At 45.3% G+C, this 17,279-nt stretch carries 11 protein-coding genes; 10 read left to right on the forward strand and 1 reads right to left on the reverse strand.

The window, feature by feature from the left end:
* Positions 1–499: 499 nt before the first annotated feature.
* From CES81_RS01905 to rpoC, 5 genes are all read left to right on the forward strand, one after another.
* Positions 500–967, forward strand: coding sequence for a CtsR family transcriptional regulator (locus CES81_RS01905; protein WP_089088846.1), 468 nt, complete (start codon positions 500–502; stop codon positions 965–967).
* 17 nt (positions 968–984) lie between these two features.
* On the forward strand, positions 985–3,474 hold the full coding sequence (locus CES81_RS01910; protein WP_089120470.1) for an ATP-dependent Clp protease ATP-binding subunit: 2,490 nt from the start codon (positions 985–987) through the stop codon (positions 3,472–3,474).
* Positions 3,475–3,633: 159 nt separating this feature from the next.
* Complete coding sequence (locus CES81_RS01915; protein WP_225356321.1) at positions 3,634–4,233, forward strand: TetR/AcrR family transcriptional regulator; 600 nt, start codon at positions 3,634–3,636, stop codon at positions 4,231–4,233.
* A 228-nt stretch (positions 4,234–4,461) separates the two neighbouring features.
* Positions 4,462–8,070 (forward strand): DNA-directed RNA polymerase subunit beta, encoded by a 3,609-nt coding sequence (gene rpoB, locus CES81_RS01920; RefSeq protein WP_179211655.1) that lies wholly within the window; start codon positions 4,462–4,464, stop codon positions 8,068–8,070.
* A gap of 19 nt (positions 8,071–8,089) precedes the next feature.
* On the forward strand, positions 8,090–11,734 hold the full coding sequence (gene rpoC, locus CES81_RS01925; RefSeq protein ID WP_089120472.1) for a DNA-directed RNA polymerase subunit beta': 3,645 nt from the start codon (positions 8,090–8,092) through the stop codon (positions 11,732–11,734).
* 85 nt (positions 11,735–11,819) lie between these two features.
* Here the strand turns inward: rpoC and CES81_RS01930 are convergent, their stop codons facing one another.
* Positions 11,820–12,488, reverse strand: coding sequence for a prepilin peptidase (locus CES81_RS01930; RefSeq protein ID WP_089120473.1), 669 nt, complete (start codon positions 12,486–12,488; stop codon positions 11,820–11,822).
* A gap of 277 nt (positions 12,489–12,765) precedes the next feature.
* Between CES81_RS01930 and rpsL the strand changes: the two genes are divergently transcribed.
* The 5 genes from rpsL (at position 12,766) to rplC (ending at position 17,274) form a co-directional block, all read left to right on the forward strand.
* On the forward strand, positions 12,766–13,179 hold the full coding sequence (gene rpsL / locus CES81_RS01935) for a 30S ribosomal protein S12 (protein ID WP_089088840.1): 414 nt from the start codon (positions 12,766–12,768) through the stop codon (positions 13,177–13,179).
* Between the two features lie 40 nt (positions 13,180–13,219).
* The gene (gene rpsG / locus CES81_RS01940) at positions 13,220–13,690 is read left to right on the forward strand and encodes a 30S ribosomal protein S7 (protein ID WP_089088839.1); all 471 of its coding nucleotides are present in this window, start codon (positions 13,220–13,222) and stop codon (positions 13,688–13,690) included.
* Positions 13,691–13,851: 161 nt separating this feature from the next.
* Positions 13,852–15,951: an elongation factor G gene (fusA, locus tag CES81_RS01945; RefSeq protein WP_089120474.1), complete on the forward strand. Its 2,100-nt coding sequence runs from the start codon at positions 13,852–13,854 to the stop codon at positions 15,949–15,951.
* Between the two features lie 334 nt (positions 15,952–16,285).
* Positions 16,286–16,594 carry a 30S ribosomal protein S10 gene (rpsJ, locus tag CES81_RS01950; RefSeq protein WP_089088837.1) on the forward strand — a complete coding sequence of 103 codons (309 nt, stop codon included), beginning with the start codon at positions 16,286–16,288 and terminating at the stop codon, positions 16,592–16,594.
* Positions 16,595–16,638: 44 nt separating this feature from the next.
* Complete coding sequence (gene rplC, locus CES81_RS01955; RefSeq protein ID WP_089088836.1) at positions 16,639–17,274, forward strand: 50S ribosomal protein L3; 636 nt, start codon at positions 16,639–16,641, stop codon at positions 17,272–17,274.
* Positions 17,275–17,279 lie beyond the last annotated feature (5 nt).

Below are 17,279 nucleotides of genomic sequence, written 5' to 3' on the forward strand. Positions count from 1 at the left end.
GATTTAATCGTAACATGTGAGGACCTCGTGTCCTTTTATAATTTCCTAAAACCAATCAAAAAACTGGCATTGGTTATTCACCAATACCAGAAATTGTAGACCCCATTTTTTGAACGGAACGGACACCCGCTAATGTGAAGCAGCTGTTTGAGACAAGATGCAATGGCCCAGCAAGCAGAAAAGCAATTAAAGTCGTAGTTAAACAGGAAGCGCCCTTTTGCCGAATCTTGACTGCCTCATTTTCTACGTGGTTCTTTAACACTAAACGGGAGTTTTATTGACGAATGCCTTATAATGGAGTTGGACATTTAATAATCCGAAAGATTGGTTGTTAGTTGTTAAAACTTTATTATAGGAAGAAACTTTTTCGGTTCAACCGAATTTAGCATTTCAGACGATAAATTAAAGTATAAACCTTTGCATTTTCACCAAACATTCGTATAATGAAAGTCAACATTAGTCAAACAGGATTGCTAAGTTGGTGAATGGAGGGAGCAGCGTGCAAAATCAAAATATCTCAGATATTATTGAGCAGTACCTGAAAGAAATTCTGTCGGATACAGAGCACGTGGAAATTCGCCGATCTGAAGTTGCGAATTTGTTCAATGTGGTACCGTCACAAATTAACTATGTGATTAAAACCCGGTTTACTTTATCCAATGGTTACTTGGTAGAAAGCAAGCGGGGCGGTGGCGGCTATATTCGAATCGAAAAGGTGAACTTATTAGATGACACAGATGTTTTAGATTCGTTGATTGAAACCATCGGTGATTCGATTGGGCAACGTGATGGCTATGCCGTTGTTCAGGGACTCTATGAAAGTGGTGTTATTGGTCGCAGAGAGGCCAACATCATTTTAACGATTATGAGTAAGGACACCCTGAAGATGGACAACCGTGCGGAAGAAAACGGCTTGAGGGCGCGAATTTTAGTCAGTATTTTGAAACATCTACGCTATGAGAGCTAGGAAAGTGAGGAATTAAAATGGATAATTTATTTACCCCCAGTGCAAAGAGCGTCTTGGCATTAGCCCAGGAACAGGCGAAGTACTTTAAGCACCAAGCTGTTGGCACAGAGCACTTACTTTTAGCACTCACAATTGAGAAGAATGGGATTGCTAACAAAGTTTTGCAGCAGTTTTCCATTAGTGAAGATGACGTACGTGAAGAGATTGAGCGCTTCACCGGGTACGGTACTTTAACAAACGTTGATAAGGATACTTATCTGCCATATTCACCCAAGGCGAAGGACATTCTGTCCGTTGCCGGTGAGGAAGCTAAGCGAATTGGTGCCACTAAAATTGGGACTGAGCACTTGCTGCTTGCTCTGCTGAGTGACGAAACGATCCTTTCCTCACGAATTCTGATGAACTTAAATATTGATTTAGCTCAAGCCCGTAAGGTCATTTTACGTAAGTTAGGCGTGAGTGAGACCCAGGATAAACGGCGTAATCAGCATGGCCGCAAGCAACAGGGCGGCACCCCGACCTTGGACTCACTGGCACGTGACCTGACGCAGTTGGCCCGTGACGACCGGATGGATCCAACCGTTGGCCGGAACAATGAAGTACGGCGGGTCATTCAAGTTTTGAGTCGTCGGACGAAGAACAACCCCGTGCTGATTGGCGAGCCTGGTGTTGGTAAAACGGCGATTGCTGAAGGCTTAGCCCAGCGGATCGTTAAGGGTGACGTTCCTGAAGATATGCAAAACAAGCGGCTAATGGCCTTGGATATGGGGTCACTGGTTGCGGGGACTAAGTATCGTGGCGAATTTGAAGACCGTCTCAAAAAGGTGATCGAAGAAATTTATAATGACGGGGAAGTTATCCTGTTCATTGACGAACTGCACACCTTGATTGGTGCCGGTGGTGCTGAAGGTGCCATCGATGCATCAAACATTCTGAAGCCGGCGTTAGCTCGGGGTGAACTTCAAACCATCGGGGCCACCACGCTTGACGAATATCAAAAATACATCGAATCCGATGCGGCCTTGGAACGTCGGTTTGCGACGGTTCAAGTGAATGAACCTACAGAAAAAGAAACCATTGAGATCCTTAAAGGGCTGCGTCCTCGTTATGAGGCACACCACAAAGCTAACATTACTGATGAAGCATTGGAACAGGCGGTTAAGCTTTCCACTCGCTACATTACGGAACGTTACTTGCCTGATAAGGCCATCGACTTAATGGATGAGGCTGCTGCTAAGGTACGTGTCAGCCAGATGGATAAGCCTAATAACCAGACTAAACAGGAAGTTAAATTATCAGATCTGTCTGATCAACGTGAAGCTGCGATCCTTGACCAGCGCTTTGAAGAGGCGGCTAAGATTCGTGAGCAGGAAATTGCCTTGAAGGAAAAACTCGACAAAAAGGCCGAAAAGCGTGCTGATTCTGATGAAAAGTACGGTTTGAACGTAAGGGGCGAAGACGTTGCCCAAGTGGTCTCTGAATGGACTGGCGTGCCAACCACGCAGCTTAACCGAACTGAACAAGAACGGTTGGTTAACTTGGAAAGCATTTTGCACAAACGAGTGGTTGGCCAAGAAGAAGCGGTTTCAGCCGTTTCCAGAGCTATCCGGCGGGCCCGTTCAGGATTGAAAGATCCCAACCGGCCAATTGGTTCATTCATGTTCTTAGGCCCTACTGGTGTTGGTAAGACGGAACTTGCGAAGGCGTTAGCTGAAGCAATGTTCGGTTCAGAAGACAACATGATCCGGGTAGATATGAGTGAATACATGGAGAAGTATTCAACCAGCCGTCTGATTGGTTCAGCGCCGGGTTACGTGGGTTATGACGAAGGCGGGCAGTTAACCGAAAAAGTTCGTCAAAAACCGTATTCAGTGGTGCTCTTTGATGAAGTTGAAAAGGCCCATCCAGACGTCTTTAACCTGTTGCTGCAGGTTCTTGATGATGGGTATCTGACTGATTCTAAGGGGCGGAAGGTTGATTTCCGGAACACCATTTTGATCATGACCTCTAACTTAGGGGCAACGAGGCTGCGGGATGAAAAGACCGTTGGCTTTGCCGCTAAGGATAAGAGCAGTGACTACAGCGCGATGGCGGATACCATCCGGCAAACGTTGAAGCAAAGCTTCCGGCCAGAGTTCTTGAACCGGATCGATGAAGTGGTTATTTTCCACAGTCTTCAAAAGAAGGAACTTCATCAAATTGTGAAGTTAATGGCGAAGACCGTTATCGATCGTGTGAAGGCTCAAGATATTGATATCAAAGTGACACCGGCTGCAATCGATGTTATCGCCGATGCCGGGTTTGATCCGGAATACGGTGCACGGCCAATCCGGCGGGCACTGCAGACCAAGGTGGAAGACCGCTTAAGCGAAGCAATGCTGTCCGGCGAAATTCAAGCGGGCAACACCGTCACCTTAGGGGCCAGTCATGGTAAGATTACCCTGAACGTTAAGCAAGCAGAAAAAACTGAGAAAAAGACTGCCAGTGAAACGGTTGGCAGTAAGTAATCAGATTTAAATTCCAATAGAGCAGCTTGATTACTAGTCCCTGTTGACTAGCGACCAGGCTGCTTTTTTTGCAAGGAGTCTCCTTACCGCAAACTGGGGATTCGTGTTAAACTAGTACTCAGACCATAGGCAGCCGCTACGAAAGGAATGGGAGTTAATTTGAAACGAGAAGCGCAACTAGAGAAAACGCATCAAGCCATTTTAGACGCCGCACGCACGCTCTTTTTGTCTCGCGGCTACCAGGGTACGTCTACCCGGGATATTGCTAAGGCTGTGGGCATCACCCAACCGGCGCTTTACCACCATTTCGATGATAAAGAAGTGATTTATCTGCAAGTCATTAAAACGGTTGGCAGTGAGATCAAAGCCGGCATTGATGCTGTGAACCAGTCTTCAGCGGCTTTATCAGCTGAGGAACGGTTGGTGAAAATCACACAAGTGCTGACGGACGCTCATCCGCGAGATATCTTTACCATTATCCATTCCAGTTTCGGGGAACTCAAACCCGCTAATATGCGTCAACTGGGAATGATCTTTCAAACGGACTACGTGAGACCAATTGAAAACTACTTTAAGAGTAAAGACGTTGAGTTGCGCCGAGACATCCAGCCTGAGGCAGCAGCAGAATTTTACATTACGAGTTTAAGCCCGCTTTTTAGCAAGTTTCATCGCATTGGCGGTGCTGACCTGACGCAAGAGGAACACATTCGGTTACTACTAGATTTGATTTTGCACGGGTTAGTGTCCTCAGAGACATAATGATTTGACAACTTAATTAGCAGCAGGTATACTAATTGCAGTATGTAACTGTGAACTGAAATGAGTCGTTGCGATCTATTGTCCGTAACGGTTCTCATAAAAACCAAAAGTAAGAATTCGATTCTTATTTTTGGATTTTTTTTGCCAAAAAACCGGTGAGAATACGTTTTCATTGAAAATGTAATCGAACTGTAACATTGGTTTTGGTTCGCTGAATAAAATGGAGAGGTGAACAACTTGGCAGGACACTTGGTTAAATATGGCAAGCACCGGACCCGACGAAGCTACGCACGAATTAAGGAAGTTTTGGATCTTCCTAACTTGATTGAGATCCAAAAGAATTCGTACCAGTGGTTTTTAGATGAAGGCTTGAAGGATATGTTCGATGACATTATGCCAATCGAAGATTTCCAAGGAAATCTTTCATTAGAGTTCGTTGATTACCAGTTACTGGAACCAAAATATACCGTTGACGAAGCAAGAGAGCACGATGCCAACTATTCGGCACCATTACATGTCACTTTACGGTTAACCAATCACGAGACTGGTGAAATTAAATCCCAAGATGTTTTCTTCGGCGATTTTCCACTGATGACGGAACAAGGAACGTTTATTATTAACGGTGCCGAACGGGTTATCGTTTCTCAATTAGTCCGTTCCCCTGGCGTTTATTACACTAAAGATACTGACAAAAACGGCCGTACAGTTTACGGTGCCACTGTCATTCCTAACCGGGGTGCTTGGCTGGAATTTGAAACGGATGCTAAAGGGCTGTCTTACGTTCGGATCGACCGGACTCGTAAGATTCCAATGACCGAATTAGTTCGGGCCTTAGGCTTCGGTTCAGATGACGAGATCATCAAGATGTATGGTGATAACGACAGCTTAATGGCAACCTTGGAAAAGGATGTTCACAAAAACAGCGAAGATTCACGTGTTGAAGAAGCCTTAAAGGATGTTTACGAGCGTTTGCGTCCAGGTGAACCTAAGACGGCTGATTCATCACGGAGTCTGTTAACGGCTCGGTTCTTCGATCCAAAGCGTTATGATATGGCGCCTGTCGGTCGTTACAAGACAAACAAGAAGTTAGTTCTAAAGAACCGCTTGCTTGGTTTGACGTTGGCTGAAACCTTAGCAGATCCTGATACTGGTGAAGTTTTGGCTTCAAAGGGCGACGTTGTGGATAAAGATCTGTTGAAGACCTTGACACCATACCTTGACCGTGACGACTTTAAGACGGTGACTTACACGCCTTCAGACGAAGCGGTGGTCACTGAACCAGTTGTTCTTCAAACCATTATGGTTCAATCGCCAGATGACCCAGAACGGGCTATTCCAGTGATTGGTAATGGTCATATTGATTTGAAGTGGAAGCACATTAAACCCGCTGATATTTTGGCTGCAGTTAACTACTTCTTTGACTTACAAGAAGGTATTGGCTCAACTGACGATATCGATCACTTGGGTAACCGTCGGATTCGTTCTGTTGGTGAATTACTGCAGAACCAGTTCCGGATCGGTTTATCACGGATGGAACGGGTCGTTCGCGAACGGATGTCAATTCAGGATGCTTCGACCGTTACGCCGCAACAACTGATCAACATTCGACCAGTTGTGGCTTCAATCAAAGAATTCTTCGGTTCTTCACAACTGTCACAATTCATGGATCAAACTAACCCCTTGGGTGAATTAACGCATAAGCGTCGTCTTTCAGCCCTTGGACCTGGTGGTTTGACTCGTGACCGTGCCGGTTATGAAGTTCGTGATGTGCACTATACCCATTACGGCCGTATGTGCCCAATTGAAACACCCGAAGGCCCTAACATTGGACTGATCAACAGTTTGTCCAGTTACGCCCGGATCAACAAGTATGGCTTTATCGAAACGCCATACCGTCGTGTTTCATGGACGACGCATAAGGTTACCAACAAGATTGATTACCTGACCGCCGATGAAGAAGATAACTACGTTGTTGCACAAGCCAACTCACCATTGAACGATGATGGTTCATTCGTTAATGATGTGGTTATGGCCCGTGCAAAATCAGAAAATATTGAAACCAGCATCAACAACGTCGATTACATGGACGTTTCGCCTAAGCAAGTTGTGTCGGTCGCTACGGCCTGCATTCCTTTCTTGGAAAACGATGACTCTAACCGTGCGTTGATGGGTGCCAACATGATGCGTCAAGCCGTACCGTTGCTTGATCCTCATGCACCGCTGATTGGTACTGGGATTGAATACAAAGCTGCCCATGACTCTGGTGTTGCCTTACTTTGCAAGCAGGCCGGGACAGTTGAATACGTCGATGCCCGCGAAATTCGTGTTCGTCGCGAAGACGGTGCATTAGATAGCTACAAGTTAATGAAGTTCCAACGTTCAAACGGTGGTAAAAACTACAACCAACGTCCAATCGTTAAGGTCGGCGATAAAGTTGATCCAGACGAAGTATTGGCTGACGGACCATCAATGGAAGACGGCGAATTAGCTTTAGGTCAAAACCCATTAGTTGCTTTCATGACTTGGCAAGGTTACAACTTCGAAGATGCCATCGCCATTAGCGAACGGCTTGTGACTGACGATGTCTACACTTCAATTCATATTGAAGAGTATGAATCCGAAGCCCGTGATACGAAGCTTGGACCTGAAGAAATTACCCGTGAAATTCCTAACGTTGGGGAAGATGCACTTAAGAACCTTGACGAAGAAGGGATTATCCGGATCGGTGCCGAAGTGCATGACGGCGACATTCTAGTTGGTAAAGTAACGCCTAAGGGTGTCACTGAATTATCAGCTGAGGAACGTTTGCTTCACGCGATCTTTGGTGAAAAGGCCCGTGAAGTACGTGATACGTCACTTAAGGTGCCTCATGGCGGCGGCGGTATCATTCAAAACGTCCGCATCTTCACCCGTGAAAACGGTGATGAATTATCACCAGGTGTTAACAAGATGGTACGTGTCTACATTGCTCAAAAGCGTAAGCTGCAAGTTGGTGACAAGATGTCTGGCCGTCATGGTAACAAGGGGACTGTTTCCGTTGTTATCCCTCAAGAAGATATGCCATACATGCCAGATGGAACGCCAATCGATATTATGCTGAGTCCAATGGGTGTGCCTTCCCGTATGAACATCGGGCAAGTGCTCGAACTGCATTTGGGAATGGCCGCACGTAAACTTGGCATTCACATTTCAACACCAGTCTTTGATGGTGCCCGTGATGAAGATATCTGGGCTGCCGTTAAGGAAGCTGGTATGTCTGGTGATGCCAAGACTGTTTTGTATGATGGCCGTACCGGTGAACCATTTGACAAACGAATTGCCGTTGGTGTGATGCACTACATGAAGCTGGCCCACATGGTTGACGATAAGATCCATGCACGTTCAATCGGACCATACTCATTAGTTACCCAACAACCACTTGGTGGTAAAGCACAATTCGGTGGCCAACGATTTGGTGAAATGGAAGTTTGGGCACTTGAAGCTTATGGTGCTGCTTACACGCTGCAAGAAATCTTGACTTACAAGTCAGATGACGTTGTTGGTCGTGTTAAAACTTACGAAGCCATCGTTAAGGGCGAACCAATTCCTAAGCCAGGTGTTCCTGAATCCTTCCGTGTGTTGGTTAAGGAATTACAATCACTAGGTTTGGACATGAAAGTTCTTGGCGCTGATAACAAAGAAATCGAGCTGCGTGATATGGACGATGAAGACGATGACGTTGTTAACGTTGACGCTTTGAGTAAGTTCGCACAGCAGCAAGAAGAACAAAAGAAGGCTACTGCAGCTAAAGAAGCAGCAGCTAACAAAGATGAAGCTGACACTAACGCTAAGGATTAATTAAAGGGAGGTCGATCCATTGGTCGATGTCAATAAGTTCGAAAGCATGCAAATTGGACTTGCATCGCCTGACAAGATTCGGAGCTGGTCATATGGCGAAGTTAAGAAGCCAGAAACCATTAACTACCGAACTCTAAAGCCAGAAAAAGACGGACTATTCGATGAACGTATCTTTGGCCCAACCAAAGATTGGGAATGTGCTTGCGGTAAGTACAAACGGATTCGTTACAAGGGTGTTGTTTGTGACCGTTGCGGCGTTGAAGTTACCCGTTCAAAGGTTCGTCGTGAACGTATGGGACACATTGAATTAGCTGCTCCAGTCACTCACATTTGGTATTTCAAGGGGATTCCAAGCCGGATGGGGCTAGTACTGGACATGAGCCCGCGCTCACTGGAAGAAATTATCTACTTTGCTTCATACGTTGTGCTCGAACCTGGTAACACACCGCTTGAAAAGAAGCAGTTGCTTTCCGAACGTGAATACCGTGAAAAGAAAGCTGAGTATGGAAATGGATTCACTGCCGAAATGGGTGCTGAAGCCATTAAGAAATTACTCCGCGATGTCGATGTAGAAAAAGAAGTTTCAGAATTAAAGGAAGCTTTGAAGGAAGCCACTGGTCAAAAGCGGACGCGTGCCGTTCGTCGTTTGGACATTTTGGAAGCCTTCGTTACTTCTGGTAACAAGCCGGAGTGGATGGTAATGGATGCCATTCCCGTTATTCCACCTGACTTACGGCCAATGGTTCAGTTGGAAGGTGGCCGTTTTGCCACTTCTGACTTGAACGATTTGTACCGTCGAGTGATCAACCGTAACAACCGTCTTAAGCGTTTGTTAGACCTTCATGCACCTGGCATCATCGTTCAAAACGAAAAGCGGATGCTGCAAGAAGCCGTTGATGCTTTGATCGATAACGGTCGTCGTGGCCGTCCAGTTGCTGGTCCTGGTAACCGTCCGTTGAAATCTCTTTCACACATGTTGAAGGGGAAGCAAGGCCGGTTCCGTCAAAACTTACTGGGTAAGCGTGTTGACTACTCAGGCCGTTCTGTTATTGATGTGGGTCCTTCATTACGGATGAACCAAATGGGGCTGCCAGTGCCAATGGCAATGGAACTCTTCAAGCCGTTCATCATGAAGGAATTAGTTAGCCGCGGGTTAGCTTCTAACATTAAGAACGCCAAGCGTAAGATCGACCGTGAAGACGAAGATGTCTACAGTGTTCTGGAAGATGTGATTAAAGAACATCCAGTTTTACTGAACCGGGCACCTACGCTTCACCGTTTGGGGATTCAAGCTTTCGAACCAGTGCTGGTAAGTGGTAAGTCAATGCGTTTACACCCGTTGGCCTGTGAAGCTTACAACGCCGATTTCGATGGTGACCAAATGGCCATTCACGTGCCGCTGTCTGATGAAGCACAAGCTGAAGCTCGTTTGCTGATGCTTGCTGCTCACCATATCCTGGCACCTAAGGATGGGAAACCCGTTGTGACGCCATCACAAGATATGGTTATCGGTAACTACTACCTGACTTTGGAAGAATCCGGTCGTGAAGGCGAAGGCATGATCTTTAAAGATACTAACGAAGCGGTACTTGCATACCGTAACGGGTTAGTTCACTGGCACTCTCGTGTTGGGGTTCAAACGAGTTCTTTGAAGGGCAAGCCATTCACTGATGAACAAAAGGGCAAGATCATGGTTACCAGTGTTGGTAAGCTGATCTTCAACAGTATTTTGCCAAAATCATTCCCTTACTTGAATGAACCGACGGATACCAACTTGAACGGTTACGTGCCGGATAAGTACTTCTTGGATAAGGGTGAAGATATTCACGATTATCTGAAGGATGCTGAACTGGTTAAACCATTCAACAAGGGCTTCCTGAGTGACATCATTGCTGAAGTTTACAAGCAGTATAAGGTGACTGAAACGTCCTTACTGCTTGACCGAATGAAGGACTTAGGTTATGACGAATCAACGCAATCTGGCTTAACTGTCGGAATCGTTGATGTTACCGAAGTTCCTGATAAACCAGAAATTATTGATGCTGCCCATAAACAAGTGGCAACTGTTACTAAGCAGTTCCGTCGTGGTTTGATTACCGACCACGAACGTTACGAACGTGTTATTGGAATTTGGAACGACGCTAAGGATACCTTACAAGATAAGCTGATCCATAACTTCGATCCGCAAAACCCAATTTACATGATGAGTGACTCCGGTGCCCGTGGTAACATTTCTAACTTTACGCAACTTGCCGGTATGCGTGGCTTGATGGCCGCTCCTAACGGTGAAATCATGGAATTGCCGATCACCGCAAACTTCCGTGAAGGCCTCTCTGTTTTGGAAATGTTTATTTCTACCCACGGTGCCCGTAAAGGGATGACCGATACTGCCTTGAAGACCGCCAACTCAGGTTACTTAACTCGTCGTCTAGTTGATGTGGCTCAAGACGTTATCGTCCGTGAAGAAGACTGTGGTACTGATCGTGGTTTGACTATCAGCGCTATCAAGAATGGTAACGAAATGATCGAACCACTGTATGACCGGATGCTAGGCCGTTACACCATGAAGACCGTTAATGATCCTAAGACTGGTGAAGTCATCATCGGTGCTAACAAGATGATCGATGAAACGACTGCTCAACGGATTGTGGATGCCGGTATCGAATCAGTGACGATTCGTTCCGTCTTCACTTGCAACACTTCTCATGGGGTTTGTGAACGTTGTTACGGCCGTAACATGGCTACTGGGGATCAGGTTGAAGTTGGTGAAGCAGTTGGTACTGTTGCTGCTCAATCAATCGGTGAACCTGGTACGCAATTGACCATGCGGAACTTCCATACCGGTGGTGTTGCTGGAAACGAAGATATTACTCAAGGGCTGCCACGTGTTCAAGAAATCTTTGAATCTCGGAACCCTAAAGGTAAAGCTGAGATTTCAGAAGTTACTGGTACGGTTGAATCCATTGAAGAAAACCCAGCTGAACGAACTAAGGAAATTACCATTAAAGGTGAAGCTGATACGAGAAGTTACACACTTCCAATTACAGCTCAACTGAAGGTGACTGAAGGCGACTTTATTCACCGTGGTGCAGCTCTGAATGAAGGGTCAGTTGATCCTAAGGAACTGATTCGGGTTCGCGATGTGCTTTCTACTGAAAACTACCTGCTAAGTGAAGTTCAAAAGACTTACCGGATGCAAGGTGTGGCTGTCTTGGATAAGCACGTTGAGATCATGGTTCGTCAAATGCTGCGGAAGGTTCGGATCATGGATCCAGGTGACACTGATGTCTTGCCTGGTACCCTGATGGATATCGATGATTTCCGTCAGCATAACTACAAGACGTTGATTACCGGTGGCACACCAGCCACTGCACGTCCAGTTATCCTTGGTATTACTAAGGCTGCCCTTGAAACGAACAGTTTCTTGTCAGCTGCGTCATTCCAGGAAACAACTCGTGTATTGACCGATGCTGCTATTCGTGGTAAGAACGATCCATTGGTCGGTCTTAAAGAGAACGTTATTATTGGTAAGATCATTCCAGCTGGTACTGGGATGCCTGATTACCGTAAGATCAAGCCAAAGGAAGTTGGCGGCTCTTCAACTGATGGTGTCTACTCAATTAATGAGTTAGAACGCCGGATGAAAGAAGAAGACGCTAAGTAATTTGGTAGCTTCTAGAAGTTAAAAAGTCCCGTGTCGAGGTTATCGGCACGGGGCTTTTTGTCTTGTAGGGCATCCTTTCCAGCTATCAGGTAAAGAGAAGCACGATCAAATAAGCCGCCGCAACAAAGGGGATAAAAGGCAGACGACGCTGCTTATTGATTTGACTGGTGATCAGCGCCAACAGACTGCTGAGTAACAGCAACCAGGCAAAGGGGGTCAAGCCAAGTAAAACCAGCAAGCTCAAAAAAACGTCTAAATCACCTGATCCGATCCAAGCAAAGTGGGGTTCGAATAACTGCAGTCCTAACCACAGCAAAACGATTACAAAGACCATCAGATAATGGCGGCTAAAAAAGGTGTATTCTGTGATGGCGCAAAGCATTAAACCGTAGTCAAAACTAACTGGGAACGTCAAAGACCGCGCATCACTCACGGCCATGAAGAACAATAGACTGCCAGCCAGTAGGTAAAGGGTACTGATAAGCGTTGGCCGCCAGTAAAGCAGCAGGCTGGCAAAAAATAGTTCGCTAGCCAGTGCCGCCTTGGGAATAGTCTGGCCGCATTGGCGGCAACGACCGCGTAACATTAGATAGGAAAAGATGGGGATTAAATCAAACCAGTCAATGGTGACTAAACAGCTGTCGCAGTGCGAACGGCTGGGACGAAAAAGGTTGCCGCCGGTACTTAGTCGAAAATAACTGGCGAATAAAAACGACCCCAAGACAGCGCCGATTATGAATTGGATTACTAACATGTCATCACCTCAAACCTAACTACGGATTTTAAAAGCGGAAAAAGTCTCGGGAATGCGGCGAGTTTTTGCGGATGTTTTGTACTTTGCGTTGACATTAAACGACGAAGCGTGGTATTCTTTTAAAGGTGCTTTTTGTAGACCGGTTTCTGCTTTGCAGACATGCTGACGGAAAACATGGCACGATAAAGGATCAGCATCCGCTTTTATTTTTGCCCAAAAATGAATCACCTGGATGTGTGGACTTAAAATAACTAGACTAAGGAAGGAGGACTCTTAGATGCCTACAATCAACCAATTGGTTCGTAAAGGTCGTAAATCTAGAAGTTCTAAATCAAATGCCCCAGCTTTAAACTATGGGTATAACAGTTACAAGAAGAAGCAAGTGAGCAACCCAGCACCACAAAAGCGTGGCGTTGCAACTCGTGTTGGTACGATGACGCCAAAGAAGCCTAACTCAGCTTTGCGGAAGTACGCACGTGTTCGTTTGTCTAACTTAATCGAAGTGACAGCATACATTCCTGGTATCGGTCATAACCTTCAGGAACATAGTGTTGTTTTAATTCGTGGTGGCCGTGTTAAGGATTTACCTGGTGTTCGTTACCATGTTATCCGTGGTGCTTTGGATACTGCCGGTGTTGAAGATCGTCGTCAATCACGTTCTAAATACGGTACTAAGAAGCCTAAGGAATAAAAACTTAAACACTAAGTTCCAACAAGGAGGATATTAAGTAATGCCAAGAAAAGGAAACGTCCAAAAACGTGAAGTCCTTCCTGACCCAATCTACAACTCAAAGATGGTTACCCGTTTGATCAACCACTTGATGTTAGATGGTAAGCGAGGCACTGCATCACAAATTCTTTATGGTGCATTTGATTTAATTAAGAAAGAAACTGGCAACGACCCCGTTGAAGTATTTGACGAAGCAATGAAGAATGTTATGCCGGTCTTGGAAGTTAAGGCTCGCCGTGTCGGTGGTTCTAACTACCAAGTTCCGATCGAAGTTCGTCCAGAACGTCGTTCAACATTAGGTCTTCGTTGGATCGTTAACTATTCACGTTCACGTGGCGAACACACGATGACTGAACGGTTAGCTCGTGAAATTATGGATGCCGCCAACAACACTGGTGCATCTGTTAAGAAGCGTGAAGATACTCATAAGATGGCCGACGCCAACCGTGCATTTGCTCACTACCGTTGGTAATTTGCAAATTTGTTTGCTGTCAGCACCACTACGGTGGGCTACGCGCAAGCTAGCTAAATGTTGATAGTGAAAATTGTTGGGATGGCTGGAATTATTTTTTAATTTAGCCATCCTTTTTATAAATGTAATTGTATTTAACTGAGAGGAGTTACAGATTTAACATGGCTAATACACGAGCTTTTCCACTAGAAAAGACCCGTAACATCGGGATCATGGCACATATCGATGCTGGTAAAACTACCACCACTGAACGGATCCTGTACTATACTGGTAAAATCCATAAGATTGGTGAAACCCATGATGGTGCTTCACAAATGGACTGGATGGCACAAGAACAAGAACGTGGGATCACGATCACTTCAGCTGCCACCACTGCCGAATGGAAGGGTCACCGGATCAACATTATCGATACCCCAGGACACGTGGACTTCACCGTTGAAGTTGAACGTTCACTTCGTGTGCTTGATGGTGCGATTGCGGTCTTGGATGCCCAAGCCGGTGTTGAACCCCAAACTGAAACTGTTTGGCGTCAAGCTTCCGACTATGATGTTCCCCGTATCGTGTTCGTTAACAAGATGGATAAGATCGGTGCTGACTTCGATTACTCAGTACAAACGATCAAGGACCGTCTTCAAGCTAACGCTTTAGCTGTTCAGATGCCAATTGGTGCTGAAGACAACTTCGAAGGTGTTATTGACTTACTTGATATGAAAGCCGACATCTACGATGAAGACGAACTTGGTTCAGAATGGGATACTGTTGATATTCCTGATGAATACAAGGAAGAAGCTGCTAAGCGTCGTGAAAAGATGATTGAAGAAATCGCCGACGTTGATGACGACATTATGGAAAAATACCTTGATGGTGTTGATATTCCTGTTGCCGAATTAAAAGCTGCTATCCGTAAAGCAACCTTGAACCTTGAAATCTTCCCAGTACTTGCTGGTTCAGCTTTCAAGAACAAGGGTGTTCAAATGCTGATGGATGCTACAGTGGACTACTTGCCTTCACCATTGGACGTTAAGCCTTACAACGCGACTGACCCTGATACTGGTGACAAGATTGAACTGAAAGCTAACGATGACGCTAATTTCGCCGCTTTAGCCTTTAAGATCGCTACTGACCCATACGTTGGCCGTTTGACTTATATCCGGGTTTATTCAGGTACTCTGGAATCTGGTTCATATGTCTTGAACGCTACCAAGGGCAAGCGTGAACGTGTTGGTCGTTTGCTGCAAATGCACTCAAATCACCGTCAAGAAATTCCAGAAGTCTTCTCTGGTGATATTGCCGCAGCCATTGGTTTAAAGAACACCACTACTGGTGACTCTTTGACCGATGTTGATCACCCATTGCACTTGGAATCAATGGAATTCCCTGACCCAGTTATTCAGGTTGCCGTTGAACCTAAGACTAAGGCTGACCAAGATAAGATGAACACCGCCTTACAAAAGCTTTCAGAAGAAGATCCTACTTTCAAGGCTGAAACTAACCCTGAAACTGGTGAAACTTTGATCGCTGGGATGGGTGAACTTCACTTGGACATCATCATCGACCGTATGAAGCGTGAATTCCACGTTGAAGCAACTGTTGGTGCCCCTCAAGTTTCTTACCGTGAAGCCTTTACTAAGCCAACTAAGGCACAAGGTAAGTTTGTTCGTCAATCTGGTGGTAAAGGTCAATATGGTGATGTTTGGGTTGAATTTACCCCTAATGAAGAGGGTAAAGGATTCGAATTCGAAGATGCCATTGTTGGTGGTGTTGTTCCTCGTGAATACATTCCATCAGTTGAACAAGGGATCAAGGAATCAATGCAAAACGGTGTGCTTGCCGGTTACCCATTGGTTGACTTGAAAGCCAAGTTATACGATGGTAGTTATCATGAAGTCGATTCTAGTGAAGCTGCCTTTAAGGTTGCCGCATCTATGGCTTTACGTAACGCTGCTAAGACGGCTGCACCAGTTATCTTGGAACCAATTATGAAGGTTGAAATTGTTGTCCCTGAAGAATACATGGGTGACATCATGGGCCAAGTTACTGCACGTCGTGGTAGTGTTGATGGTATGGAAGCACGTGGGAACGCACAATTGATTCACTCATTTGTGCCACTGGCCGAAATGTTCGGTTACGCCACTACACTTCGTTCAGCATCACAAGGCCGTGGTACTTTCACGATGACCTTTGATCACTACGAAGCCGTACCAAAGTCGATTCAAGCAGAAATTATCAAGAAGAACGGCGGGACTCCTGCCGAAGATTAATTTCTTCGAAAAAGACGTTGCATGTTTGCAGCGTCTTTTTTTATACATATTATATAGAAGAAACGTAAAAAGAATGTTTTATGCAGAATTAAAAGAATTCCTTAAGGCGATAATCGCATCAATTCAAAAAACATCCCAATAATCCTTGTCAAACCGGTATTTATTTAGTATTATATATAGGTGCTGTATTTCGGGGGCAACTATGCCCTTGAATCTGCATAGCAAAGCGATGATGTGAAAGGTTGCGGCACACCCGGCCGCTTTGCCACGGGGTGTGTCGGTAATTTTCACGGAGTTAGTCTTATTTTTAAAATAGACGTAAGGAGGGAATCCAATGGCAAAACAAAAAATTCGTATCCGTTTGAAGGCTTACGAGCACCGCATTCTGGACCAATCTGCAGAAAAGATCGTTGAAACTGCAAAGCGTACAGGTGCTGAAATTTCTGGTCCTATTCCATTACCAACAGACCGGACTGTTTACACGGTGCTTCGTTCACCACATAAGTTTAAGAAGTCGCGTGAACAATTTGAAATGCGCACTCACAAACGGTTAATCGATATTGTTAACCCAACGCCAAAGACAGTCGACTCATTGATGAAGTTAGACTTGCCTTCAGGTGTGGATATCGAAATCAAATTATAATTCAGTTTCAGAACTAAAAATTACATTATATCGGAGGTGTACTCATGACCAGAAAAGGAATCTTAGGTAAAAAAGTAGGGATGACGCAAGTCTTCACTGATAATGGCGAATTGATCCCAGTTACTGTTGTTGAAACGACTCCTAACGTTGTATTACAAGTTAAGACAGTTGAAAACGATGGTTACGATGCAATTCAATTAGGCTACGAAGACAAACGCGATGTGTTGAGCAACAAGCCCGAAAAAGGTCATGTAGCAAAAGCAAACACGACTCCTAAGCGCTTCATTCATGAAATCAGAGATGTTGAGCTAGGAGATTACAAGGTAGCAGATGAAGTTAAGGCAGACATCTTTGATGCTGGTGAATACGTTGATGTCACCGGTACAACAAAGGGTCATGGTTACCAAGGTAACGTTCACAAGGATGGCCAATCACGTGGACCAGAAACCCACGGTTCTCGTTATCACCGTCGTCCAGGTTCTTTGGGTGCTATTATCAACCGTGTCTTCAAGGGTATGAAATTACCTGGCCGGATGGGTAACAACACTCGGACTATCCAGAACTTAAAGATCGTTCGTGCAGATGTTGAAAACAACGTTTTGTTGATCAAGGGTAATGTACCTGGCGCCAACAAGTCGTTCGTAGAAATTAAGAGTGCCGTTCGCGCACCTAAGAAATAAGAAAG

The sequence above is a fragment of the Secundilactobacillus pentosiphilus genome (assembly GCF_002217985.1).
Classification (GTDB): Bacteria; Bacillota; Bacilli; order Lactobacillales; family Lactobacillaceae; genus Secundilactobacillus; species Secundilactobacillus pentosiphilus.